Source organism: Streptomyces atroolivaceus, from assembly GCF_000717025.1.
In the GTDB taxonomy this organism is placed as follows: Bacteria; Actinomycetota; Actinomycetes; order Streptomycetales; family Streptomycetaceae; genus Streptomyces; species Streptomyces atroolivaceus.
Window position 1 is genome coordinate 1 of record NZ_JNXG01000009.1, and the last position, 26636, is coordinate 26636.

The 26636-nt window shown below is 70.4% G+C and carries 20 protein-coding genes; 12 read left to right on the forward strand and 8 right to left on the reverse strand.

Features of this window, described 5'->3' with window-relative positions:
• Positions 1–102: 102 nt before the first annotated feature.
• Positions 103–2811 (forward strand): type I polyketide synthase, encoded by a 2709-nt coding sequence (locus OO67_RS18660; protein WP_279626902.1) that lies wholly within the window; start codon positions 103–105, stop codon positions 2809–2811.
• A 412-nt stretch (positions 2812–3223) separates the two neighbouring features.
• On the opposite strand, the gene OO67_RS18665 is transcribed toward OO67_RS18660, so the two are convergent.
• A complete protein-coding gene (locus OO67_RS18665) occupies positions 3224–4420 on the reverse strand; it encodes a cytochrome P450 (protein WP_033301815.1) in 1197 nt (398 codons plus the stop codon).
• Complete coding sequence (locus OO67_RS18670; protein ID WP_033301818.1) at positions 4417–6105, reverse strand: AMP-binding protein; 1689 nt, start codon at positions 6103–6105, stop codon at positions 4417–4419. Before OO67_RS18670 ends, OO67_RS18665 begins: the two co-directional genes overlap by 4 nt.
• A 141-nt stretch (positions 6106–6246) precedes the next feature.
• On the opposite strand from OO67_RS18670, the gene OO67_RS18675 reads away from it, so the two are divergent.
• Together OO67_RS18675 and OO67_RS18680 are read left to right on the forward strand one after the other, a co-directional pair.
• Positions 6247–6486: an acyl carrier protein gene (locus OO67_RS18675; RefSeq protein WP_033301821.1), complete on the forward strand. Its 240-nt coding sequence runs from the start codon at positions 6247–6249 to the stop codon at positions 6484–6486.
• Positions 6487–6541: 55 nt separating this feature from the next.
• Positions 6542–8218 (forward strand): AMP-binding protein, encoded by a 1677-nt coding sequence (locus OO67_RS18680; protein ID WP_033301824.1) that lies wholly within the window; start codon positions 6542–6544, stop codon positions 8216–8218.
• On the opposite strand, the gene OO67_RS18685 is transcribed toward OO67_RS18680, so the two are convergent.
• Genes OO67_RS18685 through OO67_RS18700 form a run of 4 tightly spaced genes read right to left on the reverse strand, consistent with a single transcriptional unit; the run spans position 8160 to position 12835 of the window.
• Positions 8160–9131: an ACP S-malonyltransferase gene (locus OO67_RS18685; protein ID WP_051709539.1), complete on the reverse strand. Its 972-nt coding sequence runs from the start codon at positions 9129–9131 to the stop codon at positions 8160–8162. The two genes, OO67_RS18680 and OO67_RS18685, sit on opposite strands and share 59 nt — an antisense overlap.
• Before the next feature lie 53 nt (positions 9132–9184).
• Positions 9185–10513, reverse strand: coding sequence for a pyridoxal phosphate-dependent aminotransferase (locus OO67_RS18690; protein WP_208861049.1), 1329 nt, complete (start codon positions 10511–10513; stop codon positions 9185–9187).
• Positions 10514–10533: 20 nt separating this feature from the next.
• Positions 10534–11883, reverse strand: a complete 1350-nt coding sequence (locus OO67_RS18695; protein ID WP_033301826.1) for a KamA family radical SAM protein — start codon at positions 11881–11883, stop codon at positions 10534–10536.
• 34 nt (positions 11884–11917) lie between these two features.
• On the reverse strand, positions 11918–12835 hold the full coding sequence (locus tag OO67_RS18700; protein ID WP_033301828.1) for a proline iminopeptidase-family hydrolase: 918 nt from the start codon (positions 12833–12835) through the stop codon (positions 11918–11920).
• A gap of 203 nt (positions 12836–13038) precedes the next feature.
• Here OO67_RS18700 and OO67_RS18705 point away from each other — a divergent pair, with 203 nt between their 5' ends.
• The 4 genes from OO67_RS18705 to OO67_RS18720 all read left to right on the forward strand — a co-directional run bounded on the left by OO67_RS18705 (position 13039) and on the right by OO67_RS18720 (position 18147).
• Positions 13039–14310 carry a nucleotide disphospho-sugar-binding domain-containing protein gene (locus tag OO67_RS18705; protein ID WP_033301831.1) on the forward strand — a complete coding sequence of 424 codons (1272 nt, stop codon included), beginning with the start codon at positions 13039–13041 and terminating at the stop codon, positions 14308–14310.
• Positions 14311–14521: 211 nt separating this feature from the next.
• Entirely contained in the window at positions 14522–15592 is a 1071-nt protein-coding gene (locus tag OO67_RS18710) for a glucose-1-phosphate thymidylyltransferase (RefSeq protein ID WP_033301833.1), read from the forward strand.
• The gene (gene rfbB / locus OO67_RS18715; RefSeq protein ID WP_051709541.1) at positions 15589–16611 is read left to right on the forward strand and encodes a dTDP-glucose 4,6-dehydratase; all 1023 of its coding nucleotides are present in this window, start codon (positions 15589–15591) and stop codon (positions 16609–16611) included. The genes OO67_RS18710 and rfbB overlap by 4 nt, the downstream gene beginning before the upstream one ends.
• A gap of 171 nt (positions 16612–16782) precedes the next feature.
• Positions 16783–18147, forward strand: coding sequence for an NDP-hexose 2,3-dehydratase family protein (locus OO67_RS18720; RefSeq protein ID WP_033301835.1), 1365 nt, complete (start codon positions 16783–16785; stop codon positions 18145–18147).
• A gap of 164 nt (positions 18148–18311) precedes the next feature.
• Here the strand turns inward: OO67_RS18720 and OO67_RS18725 are convergent, their stop codons facing one another.
• A complete protein-coding gene (locus OO67_RS18725) occupies positions 18312–19040 on the reverse strand; it encodes a class I SAM-dependent DNA methyltransferase (protein ID WP_051709543.1) in 729 nt (242 codons plus the stop codon).
• 202 nt (positions 19041–19242) lie between these two features.
• Between OO67_RS18725 and OO67_RS18730 the strand changes: the two genes are divergently transcribed.
• A complete protein-coding gene (locus tag OO67_RS18730; protein ID WP_033301837.1) occupies positions 19243–20229 on the forward strand; it encodes a nucleotide disphospho-sugar-binding domain-containing protein in 987 nt (328 codons plus the stop codon).
• A gap of 33 nt (positions 20230–20262) precedes the next feature.
• Here the strand turns inward: OO67_RS18730 and OO67_RS18735 are convergent, their stop codons facing one another.
• A complete protein-coding gene (locus OO67_RS18735; RefSeq protein WP_033302181.1) occupies positions 20263–21495 on the reverse strand; it encodes a class I SAM-dependent methyltransferase in 1233 nt (410 codons plus the stop codon).
• A 264-nt stretch (positions 21496–21759) separates the two neighbouring features.
• Here OO67_RS18735 and OO67_RS18740 point away from each other — a divergent pair, with 264 nt between their 5' ends.
• From OO67_RS18740 to OO67_RS18755, 4 genes are read left to right on the forward strand one after another with little or no spacing between them, the layout of a single operon-like run.
• Entirely contained in the window at positions 21760–23073 is a 1314-nt protein-coding gene (locus OO67_RS18740; RefSeq protein ID WP_033301839.1) for a cytochrome P450 family protein, read from the forward strand.
• 22 nt (positions 23074–23095) lie between these two features.
• Entirely contained in the window at positions 23096–24388 is a 1293-nt protein-coding gene (locus tag OO67_RS18745; protein WP_033301841.1) for an activator-dependent family glycosyltransferase, read from the forward strand.
• Positions 24385–25398, forward strand: coding sequence for a Gfo/Idh/MocA family protein (locus tag OO67_RS18750; protein ID WP_033301842.1), 1014 nt, complete (start codon positions 24385–24387; stop codon positions 25396–25398). The genes OO67_RS18745 and OO67_RS18750 overlap by 4 nt, the downstream gene beginning before the upstream one ends.
• The gene (locus OO67_RS18755; RefSeq protein WP_033301844.1) at positions 25388–26581 is read left to right on the forward strand and encodes an aminotransferase class I/II-fold pyridoxal phosphate-dependent enzyme; all 1194 of its coding nucleotides are present in this window, start codon (positions 25388–25390) and stop codon (positions 26579–26581) included. Before OO67_RS18750 ends, OO67_RS18755 begins: the two co-directional genes overlap by 11 nt.
• Positions 26582–26636 lie beyond the last annotated feature (55 nt).

Genomic DNA, 26636 nt, shown 5'->3' on the forward strand with positions numbered 1-26636 from the left:
CCGTTCCGTCGTCGGCGTTATTGGCTGGATTCGGGTTCGGGTTCGGGTGGTTCGGGTGATGTGGCGGTGTCGGGGCAGGTGGCTGCGGGGCATCCGTTGTTGGTGGCTGTGCTGGATCATGTGGATTCGGACGGGGTGACGCTGACGGGTCGTCTGTCGTTGGACACCCACCCCTGGCTCGCCGACCACATGATGTCCGGAAGCGTGATCGTCCCGGGCGCCGTGTTCGTCGAGCTCGCACTCCGGGCGGGTGACGAGGTGGAGTGCCCGCGGGTGGACGAGCTCATTCTGGAAGCCCCTCTCCTCCTCACCGAGCGCGATTCCGCGGCCCTGCAGGTGGCCGTCGGCGCACCGGACGCCACGGGACGTCGGCCCGTCACCGTCTACGCCCGTACACCGGCGGAGCAGAGCAGCCGGACCGCGCGGGACTGGACGCGTCACGCGAGCGGATACCTCACGGGGCAGGCGGCGCCGGCCACCGCAGGGGCTTCGCCGGCCGCGTGGCCGCCGCACGGCGCCGAAGCCGTCGACGTGGACGCGCTGTACGCGCTGCTGACGGAGCAAGGATTCGACTACGGACCGCTGTTCCGTGGTCTGCGCCGTGCGTGGCAGCGGGACGGTGAGGTCCTCGCCGAGGTCGCGCTCCCGCAGGACGCGGATGCGACTGGCTTCGGCCTGCACCCCGCACTGCTCGACGCCGTGCTGCACGGCGGCGAGCTGTTCGCCGAGGACGACGTGGTCACCATGCCGTTCGCCTGGCGCGGCGTCACTCTGCACGCGACGGGCGCCACCGTGCTCCGCGTACGGCTCGCCCGTGCGGACGAGGGCGGCGGCTACGCGATCACCGCGACGGACCCGGGGGACGGCCCGGTGCTGACGGTCGACTCGTTCGTGCCGCGGGCCGTCTCCACGGACGAGTTGGGCGCGAACCTGGCGCACAACGACCTGTTCACGCTCGACTGGACCGCTGCCCCCGTGACCGCCGGGACGGGAGCCGGGCCGGAGGCGGACAAGGACGCCAGCCCCGTCTGGGCGGTCCTCGGCGCAGGTCCCGCGCTGCCCGACGCCACGTCGCACCCCGACCTGGCCGCTCTCCTGGCTTCGCCGAAGCCGATGCCCGACGCGGTGCTCTATGCGCCGCGGGTCCCCCTCGGCGAGCCGACGGCCGCCGTGCGTTCCACCACTGCGGAGGTGCTCGGGCTGCTCAACGAGTGGCTGACGGCCGAGCGTTGCCTCGCCGCCAGACTGGTCGTCGCGACCACGGGCGCCGGGCCCGTCGACGGTGCGGTGGCCGGGCTCGTGCGCGCTGCCCAGGCGGAGAACCCCGACCGGATCACGCTCGTGCATCTGGGGTCGGGCGAGATCCCGGCCGCGCTGCTCACCGAGGGCCTGCGTTCCCGCGAGCCGGAATTCGCCATCCGGGAGGGTGCGATACGGGTGGCCAGGCTGGTGCGTGCGACCGGTGCCGTGAAGGCCCCGGAGCCCGGCACGAGTGTGCTGGTCACAGGCGGTACGGGCGGCCTCGGCGCCGCTGTGGCCCGCCACCTCGCTGTACGCCACGGGGTACGCGAGCTGGTCCTCGTCAGCCGGCGCGGCCCCGAGGCGCCCGGCGCGCAGGAGCTGGTGGCCGAGCTCTCGGGCCACGGCGCCCGTGCGGTGCTCGTCGCCTGCGACGTCGGCGACCGCGAGGCCGTGGCACGGGTGCTCACCGACCACGCGGTCTCCGGCATCGTGCACGCGGCCGGTGTGCTCGACGACGGACTGATGGGTTCGCTGACGCCCGAGCGGTTCGACTCGGTGTTCCGCTCCAAGGCGGACGCGGCGTGGCACCTGCACGAGCTGGCCGAGGAACTGTCACTCGACCTCTCGATGTTCGTGATGTTCTCGTCGGCCGCCGGTACGTTCGACGGCGCCGGGCAGGCCAACTACGCCGCCGCCAACGGGTTCCTGGACGCGCTCGCCGCGCACCGCCACCGCCTCGGACTGCCCGCGGCATCCCTGGCCTGGGGGCTGTGGGAGGAAAGCGCCGGCATGGCCGGGGCGCTCGGCGAAGCGGACCTGGAACGCATGCGCCGTTCGGGCATGGGGGCATTGTCGACGGCGGACGGCCTCGCGCTGTTCGACACGGCGGTGGGTCTGGAGTACCCCGTCGTGCTGCCGATGCGGCTGGACACGGTGGCTGTCGGCGAACGCGGGCACGACGTACCGGCGATGCTGCGCGGCCTGGTCCGTACGGCTGGTACGCCGCAACGGCGCAGTGCGTCCTCCGCTCCCGCCGAGCCGGAGGTGTCGCTCGCCGAGCGCCTGGCGGCGATGCGTCCGCGGGAGCGCGCACCGTTCCTGCTCGACATCGTGCGTACGCAGGTCGCCGTCGTGCTCGGGCACGACGGGCCGCGCGACATCGATCCGAAGCGCGGCTTCACCGATTTCGGCGTCGACTCGCTCGCCGCCCTCGAACTGCGCAACCTGCTGGCCAAGCTGGCGGACGTACGCCTGCCGGCGACGCTGGTCTTCGACCACCCCACACCGCAGGCCGTCGCCGACCTGCTCTTCGACGAGCTGGTGGACGAGCCGGAGCCGGGTCTTCCGCTGGGCGCGGAGCTGGCCGCGATCGAGGAGGCGCTGCGTACGGCCGACCCGGCCGATGAGCAGTACGCGGCGGTCGTCACCCGGCTGCGGGGGCTCACCGCGGCGTGGGTGGGACCGGAGGAGGCGCAGGCGCGCGCGCGGGCGCAGGACGAGGAGGAGATCGAGTCGGCGACGGCGGAGGAGCTCTTCGGCATCCTGGACGGCGAACTGGGCGAGGAGTGACGGGAAGGCGACGGGGGGAGTGACGGGGAGACGACCGGGGAGGCGACGCGGGAGGCCGGTCGCGGCGGCAGGCACAGAACCGGCCTGCCCCCCCGGTCACCCCCCCTCCGAGGACCTGAGAAAGGGCCTCCGGTGCCTCCGGCCTCCAGGGCCTCCGGTGCCTCCGGCCTCCAGGGCCTCAAGGGCCTCAAGGGCCTCCGGCCTCCACGACCGGCAGGGTTCGTTGCCCCTGCCGAGCCGAAGGCCCGCCCTCTTCCGGAGGTCCTGACGCGCTGCCGGAGCGGGCGTCGGGACCGCCGCGAGAGGACGGGCCGGATTCTGCGTTCTGTTCCTGTTCCTGTTCCTGTTCCCGTTACTGTTCCTGCCGCTCAGCGTGGTGCCGGGCGGGCCGCCGTACGGGCGACCGTGTCCGTCACCACGTGACGCGCAGCTCCGCCGGGCCTCGCACGATCACGCCGAACTTCCACTGGATGCTCTCGGGCGGGTCCACCAGGCGCAGGTCCGGCAGCCGGGTCAGGAGCTCCCGCAGCGACTCCTGGAGTTCCATGCGGGCGAGCTGCGCGCCGATGCAGTGGTGGGGGCCGTGTCCGAAGGTCACGTGCGGGTTGTGGGCGCGTGCAAGGTCGATGGTCTCCGGGTCCTCGAAGACCTCCGGGTCCCGGTTGGCCGCGTGCAACGCGGGCAGCACGGGGTCGCCCGTGCGTACCAGGGTGTCCCTGAACCAGACGTCCTCGAGGGCGTACCGGGCGAACATCGCCGCCGTGTTGATCGGCACGTAGCGGAGCAGTTCCTCGACGGCCGTGGGCAGCAGTTCCGGCTCCTCGCGCAACTGCTTGACCAGCTCGGGCCGGGTGAGAAGGGTGTAGACGAAGCTGGGCAGAGCCGACGCCACCGTCTCCACGCCGCCCGTGAGCAGCCCGGCGCCGGCGAGCGCGATCAGCTCGGTGTCGTCGAGCTTGTCTCCGTTGTCCCGGGCGTAGACGAGCGCGCCGAGCAGGTCGTCGGTCGGCTCCTTGCGGCGCTGTGCGACCAGGTCGGCCATGTAGTCGTCGAGTTCCCCGCCGATCTCGAAGAGTACGTTCGCCTTCGCCGTCTCGTCGTTGGTGACGCCCTCGGTCCACCGGCGGAAGACGTGCCGGTCCTCGAACGGGACGCCGAGCAGATCACAGATCACGGTCACGGGCAGCAGCCGCGCGAAGTCCTCCACGATGTCGGCGGTCCCCTCACCCGCGATCATGTCGTCGACGATCCGCGACGCGAGTCCGCGTACCTCGGCGCGCATCTTCTCCATGCGGCGGGCGGTGAACGCCTTCCCGACGAGCTTGCGCAGCCGGGTGTGGTCGGGCGGGTCCATGCCCATGATCCCGTCGCCGACCAGCTGGCCGCGCAGTCGCGGCTGGTCGAGGCCCTGTGCGATGGCGCGGCTGAACCGCGGGTCGGTCATCACGAGCTTCACGTCGTCGTAGCGCGTGGCCAGCCAGGAGGGCTCCCCGAAGGGCAGTCGCACGCGGCTCATCGGCTCGTCCTCGCGCAGCCGCGCGTACTGCGCGGAGACGCTGATGTCCTCCATGTCGAACGGATAGTCGCGTATCCGCTTCTCGGTGCTCATCGTGGTTCTCCTGCTTTCCTCGCCGGCTGGTCCGCCGTGCTCGTGCTGCTCGTGCTGCCCGTACTGCTCGTGCTGCCCGTACTGCTCGTGCTGCTCGTGCTGTTCATGGCGTCGGTGCCGCCACGGCCGCCCCCGCTCGCGCCGCCGTTGCCGAACAGGTCCTGCGCGTACGCGGTCAACCGCAGTCTGTCGACCTTCCTGTTCGCGTTGAGCGGGAACTCGGGCAGGTGGTGGTAGTGCCTGGGCAGAACTCCTGCGGGGAGATGACCGCGCAGCCGCCCGACGAGCCTTGCCGTGGGCACGGCCTCGCCCGTGTAGAAGGCGGCCAGCTCCGTGCCGGTCGCGCCCGTCACCGCCACGGCGACGGCGTCCCGTACGTCGCACATGCGCAACGCCTGCTCGACCTCCGCGAGTTCGACGCGCCAGCCCTGCACCTGGACCTGTGCGTCCCGGCGCCCCAGGTAGACGAGCTCGTCACCGTCCAGCCTGCGGACGCGGTCCCCCGTGCGGTACCAGCGGCGCCCGTCGCGCTCGAAGAACCTGCCCTGCTCGTCCCCGGGATCGAGGTACCCGGCGGCGAGCTGAGGCCCGCTGACACACAGCTCGCCCTCACCGTCGCACGGCTCGCCGTCGTCACCGAGCAGCAGGTGACTGTGGCCCGCGTGAACCGTGCCGATCGGCGAGAGGCCGTTGACGGCCGCCTGCGGGGAGCGCTCGCTCGACCAGCGGTGCGCCGCGATCGTGATGGTCAGCTCCGTCGGTCCGTACAGGTTCTCGAGCGTCGACGCCGGCGCGGAGCGCTGCCAGTCCTCCGCGTCCCGGCACTTCAGCGCCTCCCCGGCGAACAGGCTCCAGCGCAGCCCGGACAGCGCACCTTCACCGAGGCCGCCCACACGGCGTACGAGGTCGATGGCGCTCGGGGTCGAGAACCACACCGTCATCCCCTGCTGCGCGATGAAGGCGGGGAGGTCGACGTAGGCCCCCGGAGGGATCGTCACGGCGGTCGCGCCCGCACCCCATGCGCAGAACAGGTCGAAGGCGCCGCAGTCGAAGTTCAGGTCGAAGGCCTGGGAGAACACGTCACCAGGTCCGAAGTCGTACCTCGCGTCGGCCAGCCGGAAGTAGTGCTCGGTGCCACCGTGGGTGAGGACCACACCCTTGGGCCTGCCCGTGGACCCCGACGTGAAGAGGTAGTACGCCGGATCGTCCGGCTTGACCGTCGCGGGCTCGTCGAGGGCGGTGGCGCCGTCCAGCGGCAGCCGCACCCCGGGCACCCGCGCCCCGTCCGAGGCCTCCGGTGCGAGCACGGACACCTCGGCGAGGCCGTCCAGTACGTCCGGGAGGACGGCGAGCCCGTCGTGGTCGGCCACGATCGCGTGGACGCCCGCCGCCTCGATGATCTGACGGGTCCGGCTCGCGGGGAAGTCGGGCCGCAGCGGGACGACGGCCGCGCCCGCGTACAACGCCGCGAGGACGCCCGTGTAGGCCGTGAGGCCCCTGGAGGCGAGGACACCGACGGCGGGACTGCCCGTACGCGCGAGTGAGCCACCCCAGCTCAATGCCAGGTCATGCATCTGGGCATAGGTGCGGGATTCCTTTCCCGCGCGCGCGGCGAATCCGTCGGGAGAGGCTGCGAGACCCCGGAGGAACCTCGAATGCAGAGCGTACTCCGCGCTTTCTGCCATGCTCGACTCCGCTGTGATTAGGGGTGGTTGACAGTCGATGAAAGCCACTCCTGCAACTAGGCTCGTTGCTCAACGATCGGGCGTGAATAGCGTCCTGGCAACCCTTGATTCCAGCGGATGCGACTCCGGAGTGAAGCAATCATGTGGGACACCCAGTTCGAGGAACTGCTGCGCAACTACCTGCCGTATCTCGGGGCGGGAGAGCCCCTCGAGGAGAACCTGCCGCTGCGCGACGTGGGGCTCGACTCCATGGCGATGGTCGAGCTGCTCTCGTCCATAGAGAGCAGCTACGACGTGCGGTTCGCGGACGAGGCCATGAGCATGGAGAACTTCGAGACTCCGGCTCGACTCTGGCGGACGCTGGAGTCGGTCAGGGCCTGACGGCAGCGTGGACATAGGGGTCGGCTAGGGGTGACCGGAACAGACGGAGGCGGAGATGGGCCGGGAAATATTCATGCGCGGGCACAATTGGACGGAACGGCTGCACGAGTTCCTGCTGCTCGGCGCGAAACTCACCCCGGAGAAACCGGCGGTGGTCGAATACCAGGGAAATGAGACGGGTTTCCTTTCGTACCGGCAGCTGCAGGACCGGGTCGTCGGCTATGCCAAGACGCTGGACGAACTGGGTCTCGACGTCGGTGACCGCGTCATCCTGGAGGCCGACACCTCCGCCTCGTCCATCGCCGCGTTCCTGGCGTGCTCCTCCCGGGGCCTGCCGTTCGTGCCCGTCAGCCCCGAGACCCCGGCGAAGCGGCTCCAGTCGATCCTCGACACCATCCGGCCCTCGTTCTACCTCCAGGCGGACGACGGCCGAAGGGACGGCATCCCCGAGCAGGTCGGTACGGGCCGCTTCGGCGGGTCGGGCGTCACCATCGAGCGGGCCGCGGCGCCGCGCGTGCGCCACCGGCGCGAGATCGTCGGGGCCGACCCCGCCTACGTGGTCTTCACCTCCGGCACCACCGGGCGCCCCAAGGGCGTCGTGATGAGCCACCGCGGGATCCTCGCGTTCTACCGGGGGATGCTGCAGCACGGCATCGTGGGCCCGGAGAGCCGGGTCGCGACGACGGCGCCGCTCCAGTTCGACTTCTCCCTGCTCGACATCGGGCTGGCGCTCGGCTCGGGGGCGACGATCGCGCCCGTGCCGAGGTCGCTGCTGCGCTGGCCACGGCGGTTCGTCAAGTTCCTCCGCGACGCCGAGGTCACCCAGGTCAACGGTGCGCCGTCGATCTGGCGTCCCGTGCTCCGTCACGAGCCGGCGCAACTGGCCGAGCTGGGCGAGCAGATCCGGGGCGTCCTGTACTCCGGCGAGTCGTTCCCGCTGCCCGAGCTACGGCACCTGCAGGAGCTGCTGCCGGAGGCGCGGATCGTGAACTGCTACGGCAGCACCGAGTCCATCGCGTGTTCGTTCACCGACGTTCCCCGCCCCCTGCCGGAGGACATGGAGCGGATGTCGATCGGATTCGCCCACCCCGGCGCCGAGATGACGCTGTTCGACGACGACGGCGCGCCCGTCACGGAACCAGGAGCCGACGGCCAGATCCATCTGCGCAGCTCCTCGCTGTTCACGGCCTACTGGGGCGACCCCGCCGCGACGGACCAGGCCCTGGTGCTCGACCCGGGGGCCCCGGAGTCCGGACAGACGGTGTTCCGTACGGGCGACATCGCGACGCGGGGTGAGAACGGCGAGCTCTACCTCGTCGGACGCGCCGACTCGATGGTCAAGATCCGCGGCAACCGCGTCGAGCTCGGTGAGGTGGAGCGCAAGGCGGCCGAGTTCGCGGGCGTCGCCTCCGTCAGTGCCGTACTGATACCCAAGGAAGGCGCCGACCCCGTGCTCGCGCTCTTCGTGGTCCTCACCCCCGAGGCCCAGAAGGGTGGCCCGTTCGACGAGATGGGGCTCTGCGCCTTCTGCATGGAGGACCTGCCCGGCTACATGGCGCCGCAGGAGATCCACGTACTGGACGAGCTGCCCGTCACACCCAACGGGAAGATCGACCGCCCCGCCCTCCGGGAGATCAGCGAGGCGGCGGCCGGCGCCGGCCGGGTCACGGCGGTCAAGCCCGCGTCGGCCGAGGCTGCAGCACCGACCTCGGACCGATCTGGTCGACCCTGAAGTTACGGGTGGTGCGCGGCACGCGTGAGAACAGGCTGTCCGGGCCTGCCACACACAGGTCGCGCACCCCCGACCGCAGCAGGGTGTCCACCACGGCGGGCCACACCACCGGTTTGACGAACCCGTCCAGCAGCATGCCGCGGACGCCGTCCGCCGTCGTACGCACGGAGCCGTCCTGGTCGGCGACGACCGGGATCCGGGGGTCCGCGAACCGCAGCTCGCCGAACAGCTCCGCCTCCACCTTGTCGCGCAGCGGCGCGAACAGGCTCGCGTGCATCGGCGGGTCCATCGTGTAGAGGGGCATCCCGCCCTCCGCGCGCAGCCGCTTCTGGAACCACTCCAGCCGCTCGTCGCGCAGCGACAGCATGTAGAAGTCGTCGTCGATGTGGCACGAGATCTCGTGCCACTCGCCCGATGCCGTCAGCTCCGCGCTGATCGTGTCCAGAACCGCGCGCGGGGTCCGGGCGAACGAGTGCGTGACGATGCCGGGGCACTCCTCGGTGAAGAACGCGGCCTCGTAGCGGGCCAGCCGTGAGGTGAGCCGTACGGCGTCGCCGAAGGCCAGGGCGCCCGAGTACACGGCGGCGCCCTTCCCGCCGAAGCTGGGGCCGGCGCAGAACTGCGGGCTGACGCCCTGGGTGGTCTCGGCCCAGCGCGCGAGCGCGAGACAGACGACCAGGAAGGCGATCTGCGCCTCCTCGCTGTAGTCGCTCGTGCTGTCCTTGTACCGCGCGAACACGTCGTATCCGACCGTGTCGGAGGCCTCGGCGAGCATCTCGCTCGCCACCGGGTCGATCAGCAGGAACTTCCCGGAGACCGAGAAGTCCTGCGGGCCCATCCCGGGAAAGACGATCCCGGTGACACCGCCGGGCACTCCGCCGGTCTCCTCGGCCTGCTGGGACTTGCTCTCCATGCGTGCTGCTCCTCAGTCTCTCGCGCCTCGGCCCGTCGCCGGCCGTCGTCCTGTCAGCCGGCCGTCAGCGCGGTGAAGCCGCGCTCGATCGCCGCGAGGGCACCGGCGATGTGCGGCAGTTCGAGCGGTCTGTCCGCCTCCTGCGCGGCACGCTGTTCGTCGGGTGTACGGCCGTAGAGCATGCTCGTGGCCGCGCGGAAACGCAGCGCGTCCCGGGCGTCGCCGAAGTGGACGCCCGCGAGTACGGCGATGCCGAGCTCCTCGATGAGGTGGTTCTGCAGCGACTCCCCGTCGACGACGCCCTTGCGCGCCAGCCGCTCCCGTACGGGCCCGAAGTCCGGGTACACGTAGAAACCGCCCGTCGGCGGCCGGCACGCCGCGCCCGCAGCGACCACGATGTCGTGCACCGCACCGGCGACCGCACCGTGCAGCCGGGCGTCCCGCCGGAGCCGCTCCAGCAGCTCGGGCGGCTCGGCGAAGGCGTACTCGGCGACCGCCTGCATGGGGCCGGCCAGCGTGGACCACATCTCGCTCGCCACCGATGCGACGTCGCCGCACATCCGTTCCCCCGCGGGGCCGGCGGGGAAACGTGCGACGCCGATGCGCCAGCCGCCCAGCGCCAGGCTCTTGCTGAGGCCGGTGACGACGACCGTGCGCTCCGGCACGACCTCGGCGGGACTGAGGAACGGGGGCGCGGACTCGTGCAGGATGTCGCGGTAGATCTCGTCGGAGACGACGAGCAGGTCCTCCTCCTCGGCGACCGCACAGACCTCCCGCACCGTCTCCGGAGGAGCCAGTGTCCCCGTCGGGTTGTCCGGCAGCGTCAGCACCACCAGGCGCGGGTGGTGGCCTTCCGCGCGCGCGGCCCGTACGGCGGTGCGCAGGGCGCCGGGATCCGGCACCCCGCCGCAGTGCTCGGGCACCGGAACGCCGAACGCCCGCTTGCCCGCGAGCGTGGCCTGCGGCTGGTACGTGACCCAGCAGGGCGCGGGCAGGAACACGTCGCCGGGTTCCACCAGTTGAAGCGCCAGCAGCAGCGCCTTGCTGCCGGGCGCCACGATCACCTGTGCCGGATCCGTCTCCAGCCCGCGGCGCGTGAAGTACCCGGCCGCGGCCGCCCGCACCCCGGGGCCTCCCGCGACGGGGCCGTAGGCGTTGCGGGAGGCTCCTTCCGCCAGCCGCTCGGCCAGCGGCGGGAAGACGGGCAGCCGCGACTCACCGAAGCCGAGGTGCGTGATCCGCTCACCCCGCGCCTGCCGCTCGGCCACCAGCTGGTCCAGGGCGAGGTTCGGCGAGATCCCGCGGGCCGCCCGTGCGCCGGTCCGGGCACCGGCAGGCGGGCCCGTACGAGCCTCCGTACGCGCGTCGGCGTGAGCAGTCATCCATGGCTCCGTTCGGGACGTCACTCGGCGACGCCGGCCAGCGGCCGACGGGTCGTGCCGACGAAGGCGGCGGCGATGTCGGCGGGCGCCGACGGGTCGAGCTCCAGGTGGTCCACCCACGCGGCCGTCGGCGACCAGCGGGCGCGGAAGGGCCGCCCCACCAGCTTCGGATCGCGTGCCTGGACCATCCTCAGCTGGAAGAACCGGCCCTCGGAGGTCTCCTCGACGCCGTCCACCACGACCTTGCCCGGCGTGGCGGACATGACGGGCCCCCGTACGGTGCGGGCGAGTCCCGGAAGCTTGCTGTAGGCCGTGCGGAAGATCTCGAGCCCTTCCGCGAGCGGTACCTCGAAGTAGTGCCGGGGACCGGTGTCCCGTTCCACGAACATGTAGTACGGCACGGCCCCCGCGGCCAGCTCCGCCCGCCACAGCTCCGCCCACGTCCGCGCGTCGTCGTTGACGTGCGCGATCAGCGGCGCCTGGCAGTACACGACGGCCCCGGTGGCACGGATGCGCCCGAGAGCCCTGCGAGCCGTGGCCGTCTCCAGCTCACGAGGGTGGCTGAAGTGGGCCATGATCGCCAGATTGCGGCCGGAGGCGACGACCTGCTCGAACAGCCGCAGCAGATCGTCGGCGTCCGCGTCGCTGACGAACCGCTGGGGCCAGTACGCCACCGCCTTCGTCCCGATGCGCACGGTCCGCACGGTGTCCACGGACAGCACGGGCTCCAGATGACTGCGCAGCCGCTCGGTGGACATCACCATCGGGTCGCCGCCCGTGAACAGCACGTCGGACACCGCTGGATGCCACCGCAGGTACGCGATGAGCCGCTCGGGCCCCGGAGCCGCGAACCGCAGATCGGCGTCCCCGATGAACTGCGCCCAGCGGAAGCAGTAGGTGCAGTACGCGTGACAGGTCTGGCCCTGCTGCGGGAAGTAGAGCACCGTCTCGCGGTACTTGTGCTGAATGCCCTCCAGCGCGTCGTCCGCCAGGCTGGGGACGTTGAGTTCCATCTGCCCGGAGGGATGCGGGTTCAGGCCCGCCCTGATGCGGCGCACCTCGGTGGCGATCTCCCGCTTGGGCGCACGCCGCCGCAGGAGGTCGACCAGCAGCTTCTCGTCGTCGGCCGGGAGCATCCCGTGCTGGGGGAAGACGAGTTGGAAGATGGGGTCCTCGGGAACGCGGTGCCAGTCGATGAGCTCGGACAGCACGTACTCGTTGACCCGGAAGGGCAGTACCTGGGAGACCGCCCGTACGGTCTCCAGTGCGCTCTGCGACAGGCCGTACCGGGCCGCCACCTCGTCGATGTGCTGCGGCCCCACCGTACGGAACCGTGTCACTTCGCCGGGGCTCGATGTCTTCGCGGGCATGCCACCGTTCCTTCGGGTCGAATCCGGGCCACTCTCAGCCATCGAGACCCTTGTCGTCGAGGCTCTTCAGGAATTCGACCAGGGTCGCGTGAAATCGCTCGGGCTCCTCGAGGTGCGGCATGTGGCTGGACTCCTCGAGAATCTCCCAGCGCACGTCGGGAATCCGTTCCTGGAACGGCCGTACCGTCGCCGGCGTCGCCTCGTCGTGCCGGCCGGAGAGGACCAGGGTGGGTACCGCGATGTCCGGCAGCCGGTCCTCGACGGACCAGTCCTTGAGGGTCCCGACCACATGGAACTCGCTCGGCCCGTTCATGGTGCGGTAGACGGTCGGGTCGTTCGCCGTCTCCATGACCGAGGCGAGGTACTCGGGAGGCATCGGCCGCACCCTGCACACGTGCCGGTCGTTGAAGACCATCACGGCCTCGACGTACTCCTTGGTGTCCGTCGTTCCCGCCGCCTCGTGCGCGCGGAGCGTCGCGTCCACCCCCGGCGGCAGTCCGGCGCGCAGCACCTCCATCTCCTGGCGCCACAACGGGTAGGAGGCGGGCGAGTTGGCGATCACGAGGCCCCGCAGGCCCGCCGGGCGGTCGGCGGCGTGCCGCGCCGCGAGCATCCCGCCCCAGGACTGCCCGAGCAGTACGTAATCGTCGGCGACGCCCAGATGACGGAGCAGGTTGTCGAGTTCCTCCAGGAAGAGGCCGACGGTCCAGAAGTCGGCTCCGGCGTCGGGGAGATGGGTGGAACCGCCGTTGCCCAGCTGGTCGTAGTGGACCACCGGCCAGCCGTCCTCACTCAGCGAGCTGAGGCCGAGGAGGTAGTCGTGCGTGCTTCCCGGCCCGCCGTGCACGACGACGACCGCCGGACGCCCGGTACCCGGTGTGCCCGTCAGCCTGTACCAGGTGCGGTACTCGCGGAAAGGGATCCTGCCCTTGGCGCTGGCCGCCACGGCCATGTTCTTCACCTCACATCCAGCTCATATCCCTGTCTAACCTCCCGGAGCATTCGGCGCCAGCCCCCTTAGGGGTTGCGGACCCCTAATCTCCGTGCCAGGGGTCCGGCGGCATTTCCCCGCGCGCGAGCGCGACTACCGTGGCGCCAATTGAGTCATGTGGGCCGAGGCTTCCGCTGTCCCGCGCCGAGCTATTGGAGAACTCCATGCGCGTCATGTTGATGTCGTTTCCGACCCGCACGCACATCTACAGTCTGGCGCCGGTCGGATGGGCACTGCGGGCCGCCGGGCATGAGGTGCGTTATGTCGGCCAGCGGAATCCGTCGGAAATCGATCCGTTTCTGCAGACCGGGCTGGAGTGCGCATGGGTCGGCGGTGATTTCGACATCGCCAAGCACCGGCAGTACGGCGACGACGGCGAGAGCGGTGCCAGCGGTGAGCTGAACGACCCCTTCAAGCTGGCCGAGGCCCGCCCGGAACGGCTGACGGACGAGTACGTGCAGGCCGCGTACGAGACCACCGCGGGCATGATCCGGTACGTCAACTCCGACGAGTTCCTCAACGAGGCGCTGCGATACGCCCGCCAGTGGCAGCCCGACCTGATCGTCTGGGATCCGCTGATCTACGCGGGCGCGATGGTCGCCAAGGTCGTGGGCGCCGCCCAGATGCGGATGCTGTACGCCGCGGACCAGAACGCGAGGGTCCACTTCGAGTACGAGAACCTGAAGGAACGCCGTCCCGAGGTCGCGTGGCCCGACCCGCTGGCCGAGTGGATGGCGGAGTGGCTGGGCCGGCACGGATGCGAGTTCGACGAGGAGCTGCGTTTCGGCAGTGCCAGCATCTGCCCCTCCCCCTCCTGTGTGCGTTTCCCCCTGGACGTCAACTACCTCCCGGTGCGTTTCGTGCCCGTCAACCGTCCGCTGCCGATGCCCGGCTGGGCCCTCGAAACGCCTGCCAGGCCCCGCGTGCTGCTGACACTCGGCGTCTCCAACCGCCAGGTGCACGGTGTCGAGCAGGCCTCCGTCGCCGAACTCCTCGCGGGCCTCGGCCAGCTCGACATCGAGGTGATCGCGACGTTCAACAAGGCGCAGCTCGCCACGGTCAGGCACGTCCCGGACAACGTCCGGGCGGAGGCGTTCGTACCGATGGCCGAGGTGCTGGCGAGCTGCTCCGCGATCGTGCACCAGGGAGGCGGAGCGACCATCGGCAACGCGGTGGTCAACGGCACCCCGCAGCTCATCGTGCCCGGCACCATCTGGAGCGAGCGCGCTTCCGCCGTCGCCCAGGAGAAGCGGGGGTACGGGCTGTTCATCGACCTGGAGGACATCACGGCCGAGCGCGTGCGGAGCAAGGTCGCCCGCCTCATCGAGGAGCCGTCGTTCCGTGAGAACGCCCGTCAGGTGCAGGCGGAGATGATGGCCACGCGCACGCTCGCCGATCTCGTCCCCGAACTGGAGGCGGCAGCGGCCCGCCGCTGACGCCCCGCCCTTCGTCCACGGGCTCGCACCACAGGATCAGAACCGCGCGGCCGCGACCTTTAGGGGTTCCCCCGGAGCACTCGCGGATGAGTAACTTTCTGCGAGTCGGCAGGTCGGTTCGAGATATCTCTGCCTGGCCTCGGTTCCGTAATGTCCGCCTGGGTTTTCTCTATGGCCGCAATGGCCAAGGCAGGGTAAGGACTTCATCCTTATGAAAGCACTCGTACTCGCCGGCGGCATCGGCAGCAGACTTTATCCGATCACGCACACCGGCGCCAAGCAACTGATTCCCGTGGCCAACAAGCCCGTGCTGTTCTACGTGATCGAAACACTGGTCGACGCGGGCGTCACGGATATCGGCATAGTCGTCGGCGACACGCACGCACAGGTGCGGGAAGCGGTCGGGGACGGCAGTGCCATGGGTGCCCGCGTCACGTACATCCACCAGGAGGAGCCGCTCGGCCTGGCACACGCGGTGCTCGTGGCGCGGGACTTCCTCGGTGACGAGGACTTCGTCATGTATCTGGGGGACAACTTCATCGTGGGAGGGATCGACGCCCTGCTCCGGAAGTTCCACGCCGAGAGGCCGGCTGCCGAGATCCTGCTGACACGCGTGGACAATCCCACCGATTTCGGGGTGGCGGAGCTCGATGCCGACGGGCGAGTGGTGCGGCTGGAGGAGAAGCCGGAGAACCCGGCCAGCCATATGGCCGTCATAGGGGTCTATCTGTTCACCCCGGTGGTGCACGAGGCGATCGACTCCATCAGCCCTTCGCCGCGGGGCGAGCTCGAGATCGTCGAGGCCATCCAGTGGCTGATGAGCAACGGGCACGCGGTGGGGTCGGCGACGGTCGACGGCTACTGGAAGGACACCGGCACCGTCACCGACATGCTGGAGGTCAACCGCAGCGTGCTGGAGACACTGGAACCCTGCACGGACGGAAAGGTCGACGAGGAGAGCGAGATCATCGGCCGCGTACGCATCGAGCGAGGTGCCGTGGTGTCCCAGTCGCGCATCGTCGGTCCGGCCGTCATCGGCGCCGGAACGGTCGTGACGTCCTCGTACATCGGCCCCTCCACGTCGATCGCGGAGGACTGCGTCATCGACGCGAGCCAGATCGAGTTCTCCATCGTGCTGAACGGGGCCGCCATCGAAGGCGTCGGCCCCATCGAGGGATCACTCATCGGGCGGGAAGCGCACCTGACCCGCGCGTGTCGCACCCCCCGGGCGGCCCACCGGTTCCTGATCGGGGACCACTGCAAGGTGCAGGTCACACCATGAGGGTCCTGGTCACCGGCGGAGCCGGCTTCATCGGCTCGTGTTTCGTGCGCATGCTGCTCGGCCCCGACGCCCCCCTCCCGGTGACGGCGGTGACCGTCCTGGACGCCCTCACGTACGCGGGCAGCCGGGAGAACCTCGCTCCCGTGGCGGACGACGCGCGGCTCACCTTCGTCCACGGCGACATCCGGGACGCCGTCCTGGTCGACGCGCTGCTCGCCGGTCAGGACACCGTGGTCCACTTCGCGGCGGAGTCCCACGTGGACCGTTCCATCCTCGACGCCTCCGCCTTCGTGGGCACCAACGTCGTGGGTACGCAGATCCTGCTGGACGCCGCGCTCCGGCACGGCACGAAGACGTTTCTGCACGTGTCCACCGACGAGGTCTACGGCTCGGTGGAGGACGGCTCCTCCCAGGAGGACCACCCGCTGCGGCCCACCTCGCCGTACGCCGCCTCCAAGGCGTCCTCCGACCTCATCGCGCTCGCGTACCACCGCACACACGGCGTCGACGTGCGCGTCACCCGGTGCTCCAACAACTACGGGCCGTACCAGTTCCCGGAGAAGCTCATACCGCTGTTCGCCACGCGTCTGCTCGACGGGGAGACGGTCCCGCTCTACGGCGACGGGCGCAACGTCAGGGACTGGCTGCACGTGGAGGACCACTGCCGGGCGCTGTGCGCGGTGCTGCGCGACGGCCGCCCCGGCGAGATCTACAACATCGGCGGCGGTACGGAGCTGAGCAACCGGGAGCTCACCGGCCGCCTGCTGGCCATCTGCGGCGCGGACTGGGGCAGCGTGGAGCCCACCACCGACCGCAAGGGCCACGACCTGCGCTACTCGGTGGACTCCGGGAAGATCCGCGACGAGCTGCGGTGGACCCCCGGGCACACGATGGAAGCCGGACTGGAGGCCACCGTCGCCTGGTACCGGGACAACCGGGCCTGGTGGCAGCCGCTCAGCCGGGCAGGTGACAGCCGGGCCGGCGGTGGCCTCCCGACGGGTACCCGCCAGGGTGCGTAACAGCTGTCCCGGCCGGCCTCGTTCCCGAACGCTCCGCTGTAACAGTCGCTGTGGAAGGCTGATGACCGAACCGATGCTGCCGAATCACGCCGCCGGCCCGAACGAGCGCACCGACCCGGAAACGGTGTCCCGGACCGCCGTCGCGGCGCGGCCGGACGCGGGAGCCGCGGAATGAGCCCCGCAGGCACCACGGACGCCGGCAGGCTCGCCCTTTCGGCGGCCACCACCGAGGGCGCTCTCATGAGGACCGGGGATGTGGTGCGGTGGCTGGGCGAGCGCCGGCGCAGGAACCGGTTCCAGGTCGAGCGGATCCCCTTCGACCAGATGGACAACTGGTACTTCGACGACGGCACGGGCGACATCCGGCACCGCAGCGGTGGCTTCTTCACCGTGGAGGGGCTCCGGGCGCGGACTGGCCACGGGCCCGTGCGCGCCTGGCAGCAGCCCATCATCTGCCAGCCCGAAGTGGGCATCCTCGGCATCCTCGTCAAGGAGTTCGACGGGGTGCTGCACTGCCTGATGCAGGCCAAGATGGAGCCCGGCAACCGTCCCCTCCTCCAGCTGTCCCCCACGGTGCAGGCGACCCGGAGCAACTACACGCGTGTCCACCGTGGTGCCCGCGTCAAGTACATCGACTACTTCACGCAGCTGGAAGGGCTCCGGGTCCTGGCCGACTCGCAGCAGTCCGAGCACGGCTCGTGGTTCTACCGCAAGAGCAACCGCAACATGATCGTCGAGACGGACGGCGAAGTGCCGCACGACGACGACTACTGCTGGCTGACCCTGGGGCAGATCGCGGAGCTGCTGCACCACGACAACGTCATCAACATGGACTCGCGTACCGTCCTGTCCTGCGTTCCCCTCGCCGACGGAGAGGAGAAGGCACTGCATCCGGACGACGCACTCGACCACTGGCTCGAAGCCGAACGGGCAAGCCGTGAGGTCCACGTGGAGCGCATACCCCTCTCCGGGGTCGATGGCTGGACCCGCGGAACGCACACGATCGACAACGACGCCGGCCGGTACTTCCAGGTCGTGGCGGTCTCCGTGCAGGCGGGCAACCGCGAGGTGACCGGCTGGTCCCAGCCGCTCTTCGAGCCCCGGGGGCTGGGCGTCACCGCTTTCCTGACGCGCCGTATCGGCGGCGTACGACACGTGCTGGCGCACGCCCGTGCCGAGGCGGGCCTCCACCACTCGGTGGAGCTCGCCCCCACCGTCCAGTGCACACCGGAGAACTACGCGCACCTCGCCCCCGGGGACCACCCGTTGTTCCTCGACCAGGTGCTCGCGGCCGACCGGGCCCACATCCTGTACGAGGCGGTGCACTCCGAGGAGGGAGGCCGGTTCCTGCAGGCCGACAGCCGCTACCTGCTGGTGGAGGCCGACGACCCGGGCCCGCCGGCCGAAGCACCGAGCGGCTACGTGTGGCTCACCCCCGGTCAGCTCTCCCGGCTGGTCCGGCGCGGTCACCACGTCAACGTCCAGGCGCGCACGCTGCTCGCCTGCCTCAACGCGACGGCCGCTGCCGGACGGTGATCTCGGGGCACCCGTGCGGGGCCCGCGCCGGAAGGAATCCCGCGCCGGACCGGCATCACCGCGCGGGCCCGTGAGATCCCGCCCCACACGCGTGATCGCGTGGCACGGGCCCGTCCGGGCCCGTGCCACGCGATCACGGTGGCGTCGACGAGGGTGTCACCCGGTCACGGGCGCGTGGCGACGAACACACCCCGGCCGGAGAATCCGTCCGTCAGGTATTCCCACGTGCACTCCGCCGCGTCGAAAGCAGCGAAGTATTCCTTACGCGTGAACAGGGACAGTTCCTGTTTGTTGACGAAATGCCGGACGCTCTGCGGCTCACCGACGAGGTAGTGCATCTCGACGCAGCTGTGCCCGTCCTGAGTGGTCCACTGGCCCATACGGGTCACGGTGCGATCGCCGCTCTGGAAGGTGGCGTGGACGAGGTCGCCGCCGTTCCAGTCCTCCTCGAAGACCCAGGGCTCCACGACGAGCACCCCGCCCGGTGCGACGTGCTTCACCATGGTGGACACCGACGCGAACAGCCCCTCGACGGAGGGCAGGTAGCCCACCGACGAGTACATGCACACGACCGCGTCGAAGGTCCGGCCGAGATCGAAGTCCCGCATGTCGGCCACGTGGACGGGCACGTCCGGGAGCTTCTTCTGCGCCACCCGGACCATCGGGGCCGACAGGTCGATCCCGGTGACGTCGAAGTGTTCGCGCAGCCGGACCAGGTGCTCCCCGGTGCCGCAGGCGACGTCGAGCAGAGTGGCAGCGCCCGGACGCCGTTCGGCCACCAGGTCGTGAATTTGCTGGGCGAAGTCGGAGTAGTCGGCGCGGACCGGATAGATGTCGTCATAGACGTCGGCGAACTTCTCGTCGTAGATCTGTTCATTCTCGATGACGATCATCCCAAGCGTGAGTTGGCGAACAGGTGGTCCGATGGTACGAGCGGGCCCACGGAGCTCCTACCCCTAAAGCCGCCTTTGCGGGCGCCCGGCAGTCAGGCCCCTAGGAGCCGGAACTAAGGGTCCGAATGGATCACCCGGCGTTGTACTGTCGATTTCCCTGCGGGTTTCGCGGGTCAATCGGGAAATCTGTCGGGAAGGGCCTATGCGTATTCTTCTGACCGTGCCGTCGTCGGTTGCGCGACTGCACCATCTGGTGCCGCTGGGCTGGGCATTGCGCACCGCCGGGCATCAGGTGCAGGTCGCCGGAAGACCGTCGTTCACCGACTCCATCACCCTGACCGGCCTGGTCGCCGTCCCCGTGGGCGACGGCGTGACCGGGGACGCGACCGGGGACCACCGGCTCGACCGGCAGTCCGACGTCGACGGACTGCTGGACTACTTCTCCCTGTGGCGGCCGGACCTCGTGGTGTGGGACGAGCAGGCACCGGCCGGCGCCGAAGCGGCGCAGGCCGGCGGCGTGGCCGCCGTACGGATGCTCGGACCGCTCGCGGACCGTTCGGAGAGCGGAGACGTGTCCGGCCGTACCCTCGACTGTCTGCCGCCGTCCCTGCGCCCCTCCGGGGTGCCGGAGGACCTGGCGATCCGGTTCATCCCCTACGCCGGGTCGGCCGTGCTGCCGGCCTGGCTGCGGAGGAAGCCGCGGAGGCGGCGGGTCCACGTCGCCCTCGGGGCGGCGAGCGGGACGACGGTGACCGCCTTCTTCGAGGCGATCGCCGGAAGCGACGCCGAGTTCCTCTGCGAGCTCTCCGACGACCGGATCCCGGCCGGTACCCGGCTGCCCGGCAACGTACGCCTCTTCGAGGACGCGCCGCGGGACGCGGTCCTCGCCTCCTGCGAGGCAGCCGTCCACGACGGCGAGCCACGGATGACGCTGTCCGCGCTGGCCGGCGGCCTGCCCCAGCTGGTGGTGGCGGAGAACGCCGCCTCGGCAGACCTCGCCTCCCGCGTGGCCGACGAGGGCGGCGGGCTCCTCGTCGATCCCGCCGGCCTGCGGGCCGACGCCGTCGGCAGGCTGCTCGCCGACGCGGAGCTGCGGGCGAACGCGAGACGGCTGCAGGGGGAGGTGGCGGCGATGCCCAGCCCGCGTGAGGTCGTGCCGCACCTGGTCGCCGTCGCCGGGCAGCGGTAGTCCCACGCCCGGGCGACGCGGCCGGCCCGCGGACTACGCCTCGGTGAGTCTCGGCAGCGGGAACACCATCTTGCCGCCGTTGGCGAGGTACTCCTGTTCGCGCTCGACGAACCCGTCGCGGAACACCCACGGGAGCACGAGCAGCTGGTCCGGGCGCTTTGCCTTCGCGTCCTCCTCGGAGACGATGGGAATCCCGGTGCCGGGAGTGAAGCACCCGGCCTTCTCCTCGTTGACCTCGCCGATGAACGGCAGGTCCTGCTCGGTGATCCCGCAGTACTGCAGGATCACGTTCCCCTTGGTCGAGGCTCCGTATCCGAGGGTCAGCTTGCCGGCCTCGCGCGAGCGGTCGAGGAAGTCGCGCAGACCTGCCCGGTGCTCCCGGACCCGGGCGGCGAACGCGTCGAAGGGCGCCATGGTCTCGAGCCCGATGCGGTCCTCGGCCAGACGGAGACGCTCGATGCCCGCCTCGTCGATCTTGTGCCGGGTAGGGGACTTGGCGAGTGTGACGGACAGGCTGCCGCCGTAGACGTTTGTGATCTCGGCCTGCACCAGGGTCAGTCCGGCCCGCTCGGCCATCCACTCGATCTGGCGCAGCGTGTAGTACTCGAGATGTTCGTGACACACCGTGTCGTAGGCGTTCGTCTCGAGCATCGAGGGCAGGTAGCTCATCTCGATCATCCACACACCGTCGTCGGCGAGGATGGCGTGCACGTCGCGCATGAACTGCAGTGGGTCCGGCAGGTCGTAGAACATCGCGATGGAGGTGACGATCTTGGCCTTGCGGTCGCCGTAGCGCTCCCCGAACACCTCCCGGGAGAAGAAGTCCGGAATCAGATCGATGTGCGCCGGATAATACGGGCGCCATTTCTCGCCCGTCGGGTCGATTCCGACGAGGGTCGGACCGTCGGCCGGATATGCCTGAAGCAGCGTGGAGTCATTGCTGCCGATGTCCAGGACCAGATCAGTGGCTTCGAGATCCACGAGCCCGGTAAGCATCGCCACTTTGCCGTGCAGATGGTTGATCATGAACGGGCGGATACTCGACCGATATCCGTAACCGTCCCCGTACAGGAGCGAGAGATCGGGGGTGTGCCGCAACTGCACCAGGCCGCATCCCTTCGGGGAGCACTTCACGAGTTCGAGCGGGCCGGTCGGCACGACTTCGTCCCGGCTACGCGGGAAACATCCCGTCAGAGCCTGTGTTCCCAGTTCCAGAACTGGCAAGAGGGCTTGGTTGCCGCAGGCGCGGCATGCAGAAATGGACATGCGGACAGTGTCGTCCATCCGAAATCTCGTCAGCACCCCTAAGCGCCCCCTGCCGACACTTGTGAACGACGGTGCCTAGGGGTGGAGTTCGGTGCGTCGGCACTTTAGATTGTGCATCTATCTATCCATCTATGTGAGGGAATAAGTGACGCAGCCACAGGGCCGGACGGTGAGTACTCGGCGGACTTCACCAAAGGTGAATGACAGCCGGCCCGAGCACACCGCGATGCCGGGCGAAGCCGTCGCGACCGGTCCGGGCCGGGCATGACCAGGTACCAGATCGACCCGAGGCTGTGTTCGGACAGCGACCTGGCCCGCCACCTGCTGACCGCACGCGGGGTGCAGTGGATGCACGGTGAGCGCGGTGTGCCGCTGGCGCTCCTCCTGCGCGGGCTCGAGTCCGACCGGCACGCGCTGTACGAGGAGATCCGCCGTCGTCCCGGGCTGAGTTCGAGCCATGTCGGCGTGTGGGTCACCGCCGGGCACCCCGCGGCGGCCGCGGCGCTGTCCGACCCCAGGCTGGGAGCCCGCGCCCCCGGTCCGAAGCCTCGCCGGAACCAGGTGTTCACCAACGACGCCGACACGACGCTCAAGCACGTGATGACCGTCGACGACGGCACGCTCGAGCTGGAGCACGACGCGTACGAGCGGCTGGCCCGGCACACCGGTCCGGTGCTGGGCGCCGCCGCCGTCGAGGCGCGAACCCGCTCCTTCGGTGACCTCTTCGAGCGGCGGGCGGACGGCCTCACCGGCCGGTTCGACCTGATGGACGACTACGCGCGTCCCGGGGTCACCGCGGCACTCGCCGACGTCATCGGGCTGCCCGCCGGCGCGCGCGAGCGGGTCGAGGCGCTGATCGCGGACACCGGCCCCGTCCTCGACAGCCTGCTCTGCCCGCCGACGCTGCGGACGAGCCGCAGGCTGGTCGGTGCGTACGACGGCGTGAAGACGGCCCTCGCCGGCGTCCTCGGCGCCGGCCCCGCCACGTCGGGGGCGCCCGCCGGGAGCCTGCTGGCGGAGGTGCCGCGCCTGGCGGCGGACGATCCGCAGGCGGAGGCGGACGTGCTCACGGCCGGTCTGCTGACGCTCGTCGTCGGTACCCACCTGGCGTCGAACCTCGTCTGTGGCACCGTCCACGCGCTGCTCCGGCATCCCGGCCAGCTGGCGCTCGTACGCGACGACGGCTCACTCGCGGGCGCCGCCGTCGAGGAGACCCTGAGGTACGCCCCGCCGGTACGCCTCGTGAGCCGCGTCGCGCGTGAGGACCTCCAGCTCGCCGGGACGGAGATCGCCGCCGGTGACCAGGTCGTCGTCCTGGTGGAGGCGGCCAACTGCGATCCCGCGGCCAACGCCGACCCCAGGGTGTTCAGCGTGGAGCGGACGGACGGGGCGCACGTGACGCTCGACGGTCTGCCCGGCAGATTCGTCGCCCCCGTCGTCCGGGCGCTGGCGACCGAGGCGGTCCGCGTGCTGATGAGCAGGGTGCCGAAGCTGGAGCCGGAGGGGGAGCCCGTCCGGCACATGCGGTCACCGGTCACGGGCGCGATAGCCAGGTACCCGCTCAACGCAGCTGTTTGAGAAACCGGTTGGGAAGGCACAGATGCGCGTTCTGTTCACGGTCTTCGCGTCGAGGACCCATATGTACAACATGGTGCAGCTCGCGTGGGCGTTGCGCTCGTCCGGCCACGAGGTGTGCGTCGCGGGCCAGCCGGACCTCGTCGACATGATCGCGACGACCGGCCTGTCCGCCGTACCCGTCGGCAAGGCACTCACCCCGGGCAGCGACGGCTGGCGGGGCCGGGGGATGCAGAACCTCGACGTGCTGAGCCGCGGGCTGGCCGCGCCGCACGAGGAGCAGCGGGACGGCGGCTGGGAGTACGTACTCGGCGAGTGGACCATGGCCTGCGGTGTCAGGTACGAGTCCCTGGGCGATCAGCACATGGTGGACGACCTGGTGAAGTTCGCGCGCACCTGGGAACCGGACCTGGTCGTCTGGGACGCCATGACGTTCGCGGGCCCGGTCGCGGCGATCGCCTGCGGCGCGGCACACGCCCGCATGAACTTCGGGCGCGACTACATCTACCGCCTCTACCAGGACTACGTGGCGTTGCGCGACAAGCAGCCGCCCGAGCAGCGGGACGACCCGCTGGAGGACTGGTTCACCGGCCGCCTGGCGAGGATCGGGCACGAGTACGACCCGTCCATGGCGAAGGAGATGCTCACCGGGCAGTGGACGATCGACCCGCTGCCCGAATGGCTCAGGGTGCCCACCGACCTGCCGAGCGTCCACGCGTCCTACGTGCCGTACAACGGCCGCATCACGATCTCCGACTGGGTGTACCGGAAGCCCGAAGTGCCGCGGGTCTGCCTCTCGTTCGGCGTGTCACTGCGGGAGCACGTCGGCGGCGCGATCGTCTCCATCGAGGACATGCTCGGTGCGGTGGCGGACCTCGACATCGAGGTGATCGCCACGCTCGACGCCAGCCAGGTCGACCCGGCCGCCGTACCGGACAACGTGACGCTCGTCGGTTTCGTCTCGCTCAACGAGCTGATGCCCAGCTGTTCCGTGGCGGTGCACCAGGGGGGGTACGGGACGTACAGCAACGCCCTGGTGCACGGAGTGCCCAGCCTCATCATTCCGCATCCGTTCTGGGACGAGGCCGAGTGCGGCGTTCTCTTCGAGGAACGGGGGGCAGGTCTGTGCCTCACGCCCGAGGAGTTCACGCCCGAGGCGTTCCGGGAGAAGCTGGTCCGTCTTCTCGAGGAGCCACACTTCCGGCGTACCGCCCTGGAGCTGCGGCAGGAGATCCACGACGCGCCGAAGCCGCTCGACGTGGTGCCCCGGCTCGAGCAGCTCACCGCACAGCACCGAGGACGGGACACCCAGGGATGAAGGACAGGGAGAGCGCGGTGAGGGCTCCCGTGAGATTCGGGGTGCTGGGCTGCGCCGACGTCGCACTGCGGCGCACACTGCCCGCGTTCGCGGACTCCGGCGCCGCCGAGGTGGTCGCGGTCGCCAGCCGCGAGAAGGAGAAGGCGGAGCGCTTCGCGCGGCGCTTCGGCTGTGAGGCCGTCCACGGCTACGACGCACTGCTGGAGGACCCCGGCATCGAGGCCGTGTACCTGCCGCTGCCGACCGGGCTGCACGCGGAGTGGATCGCGCGGGCCCTGCGCGCGGGCAAGCACGTGCTGGCGGAGAAGCCGATCGCCACGGCGCACCGGGAGGCCGCCGAACTGGCCTCCCTGGCCGACGGGCTCGGCCTGTGCCTGATGGAGAACAGGATGTTCGCCCATCACAGTCAGCACGACGCCGTGCGCCGGTTCGTCGCGGAAGGCGCGATCGGACAACTGCGGGCGTTCAGCAGCTCCATGTGCATCCCGCCGCTGCCCGGCGATGACGTGAGGTACCGGCCGGACCTCGGCGGCGGTGCCCTGCTGGACGTCGGGTTCTACCCGTTGCACGCGGCCCTGCACTTCCTGCCCGGCCGGCTGGAGGTGGTCGGCGCGAGCCTGCACCACGACCCCGTGTCCGGCGTCGACGTACGCGGCGGCGTCCTGCTGCGGTCCGACGCCGCCGTGACGGCACACCTGACCTTCGGATTCGAACACGGCTACCGGTCGCACTACGAGCTGCACGGGAGCGAGGGCCGACTGACCTTGGAACGGGCCTTCACCCCTTCCGCGGCCTGGCAGCCGGTCGTCCGCATCGAGCACGGCAACCGGACAGAGGAGATCACCTTGCCCCCCAGCCATCAGCGCCGCGAGATCATCGACGTCTTCGCCGCCGCGGTGCGCGACGGCGCATCCTGCGCCGGGCACCTGGAGACCGCCGTGCGCGGTGTGGCACTGGCGGAGGCCGTGCGGGACGCGGCCGGGCGGGGGAGCGGCAACCATGGGGCGTGACCTCGCCATCCTCGGGGGAGAACGGACGTTCACCGAGCCGCTGCACGTCGGCCGGCCGAACATCCCGGACGAAGACCTCGTGCTGGAACGCATCAGGCAGGCCCTCCGCCGGCGCTGGCTGACGAGCTTCGGCCCGCTGGTGAAGGAGTTCGAGCAGGAACTCGCCCTGCAGGCGGGGGTCAAGCACTGCATAGCGACCTGCAACGCGACGATCGCCCTCCAGGTGCTGATCCGGGCGGGCGGACTGCGGGGCGAGGTCGTGATGCCGTCGTTCACGTTCATCGCCACCGCCCACACGCTCCGCTGGGAGGGCGTCACCCCGGTCTTCTGCGACATCGACGAGGAGACCGGCAACATCGACGTGGAGCACGCCCGCAAGGTGATCACCGAGCGGACCACCGGGATCATGGCGGTGCACCTGTGGGGGAACCCGGCGCCGACCGAGGAACTGGCGGCACTGGCCGACGAGCGTGGGCTGCGCCTGTTCTACGACAGCGCCCACGCCATCGGGGGAACCCGGCTGGGACGTCCCGTCGGCAGCTTCGGCGACGCGGAGGTCTACAGCTTCCACGCCACCAAGTTCGTCAACGCGTTCGAGGGCGGCGCGATCGTCACCGACGACGACGAGCTGGCCGAGCGCGTCCGGCTGATGCACAACTACGGGCGCGGTGAGGGCAACCACGTCTCGTGCATCGGCACCAACGCCAAGATGACCGAGGTCGCGGGCGCGATGGGGCTCACCTCGCTGGAGAACATGCCGTATCTCATCGACGTCAACCGTGAGCGGTTCGACCGTTACGCGGCCGGCCTCGCAGGTGTCCCGGGCATCCGCCTGCGCCGTCCGAGCTCCGGCAACACCGTCAACCACCAGTACGTCGTGATCGAGGTCGACACCCCGCGCGCCGGACTGGGCAGGGACGACCTGGTGGCCGCGCTGCAGGCGGAGAACGTACTGGCGCGCACGCACTTCCATCCGAGCTGCCACCGCACCGAACCGTACGTCCACGAGCAGGCCGTGTCGGCGCCGCTGCCCCTGCCGCACAGCGAGGCCCTCAGCGACCGGGTGATCCAGCTCCCCACGGGGACCGGCGTGACGCTCGAGGAGGTGGACCAGGTCTGCGACCTCATCGGCAGGGCCGTCGTTCACGCCCCGGCCGTCAGCAAGGCCGCCCGGCAGGCGTGACCCCGACGCCACCCCGGGCACGCGGCGCTCCTCGGCGTCGGTGCGCTCTGCCGCC

Coding starts and splice junctions, on each gene's coding strand:
- OO67_RS18695 (WP_033301826.1), bottom strand. CDS start 11,883: ATGCCCGCGAAGACATCGAGCCCCGGCGAAGTGACACGGTTCCGTACG.
- OO67_RS18740 (WP_033301839.1), top strand. CDS start 21,760: ATGACCAGGTACCAGATCGACCCGAGGCTGTGTTCGGACAGCGACCTG.
- OO67_RS18730 (WP_033301837.1), top strand. CDS start 19,243: ATGCGTATTCTTCTGACCGTGCCGTCGTCGGTTGCGCGACTGCACCAT.
- OO67_RS18665 (WP_033301815.1), bottom strand. CDS start 4,420: ATGAGCACCGAGAAGCGGATACGCGACTATCCGTTCGACATGGAGGAC.
- OO67_RS18690 (WP_208861049.1), bottom strand. CDS start 10,513: ATGACTGCTCACGCCGACGCGCGTACGGAGGCTCGTACGGGCCCGCCT.
- OO67_RS18705 (WP_033301831.1), top strand. CDS start 13,039: ATGCGCGTCATGTTGATGTCGTTTCCGACCCGCACGCACATCTACAGT.
- OO67_RS18685 (WP_051709539.1), bottom strand. CDS start 9,131: ATGGAGAGCAAGTCCCAGCAGGCCGAGGAGACCGGCGGAGTGCCCGGC.
- OO67_RS18735 (WP_033302181.1), bottom strand. CDS start 21,495: ATGTCCATTTCTGCATGCCGCGCCTGCGGCAACCAAGCCCTCTTGCCA.
- OO67_RS18725 (WP_051709543.1), bottom strand. CDS start 19,040: ATGATCGTCATCGAGAATGAACAGATCTACGACGAGAAGTTCGCCGAC.
- OO67_RS18755 (WP_033301844.1), top strand. CDS start 25,388: ATGGGGCGTGACCTCGCCATCCTCGGGGGAGAACGGACGTTCACCGAG.
- rfbB (WP_051709541.1), top strand. CDS start 15,589: ATGAGGGTCCTGGTCACCGGCGGAGCCGGCTTCATCGGCTCGTGTTTC.
- OO67_RS18750 (WP_033301842.1), top strand. CDS start 24,385: ATGAAGGACAGGGAGAGCGCGGTGAGGGCTCCCGTGAGATTCGGGGTG.
- OO67_RS18670 (WP_033301818.1), bottom strand. CDS start 6,105: ATGGCAGAAAGCGCGGAGTACGCTCTGCATTCGAGGTTCCTCCGGGGT.
- OO67_RS18680 (WP_033301824.1), top strand. CDS start 6,542: ATGGGCCGGGAAATATTCATGCGCGGGCACAATTGGACGGAACGGCTG.
- OO67_RS18700 (WP_033301828.1), bottom strand. CDS start 12,835: ATGGCCGTGGCGGCCAGCGCCAAGGGCAGGATCCCTTTCCGCGAGTAC.
- OO67_RS18675 (WP_033301821.1), top strand. CDS start 6,247: ATGTGGGACACCCAGTTCGAGGAACTGCTGCGCAACTACCTGCCGTAT.
- OO67_RS18720 (WP_033301835.1), top strand. CDS start 16,783: ATGAGCCCCGCAGGCACCACGGACGCCGGCAGGCTCGCCCTTTCGGCG.
- OO67_RS18745 (WP_033301841.1), top strand. CDS start 23,096: ATGCGCGTTCTGTTCACGGTCTTCGCGTCGAGGACCCATATGTACAAC.
- OO67_RS18710 (WP_033301833.1), top strand. CDS start 14,522: ATGAAAGCACTCGTACTCGCCGGCGGCATCGGCAGCAGACTTTATCCG.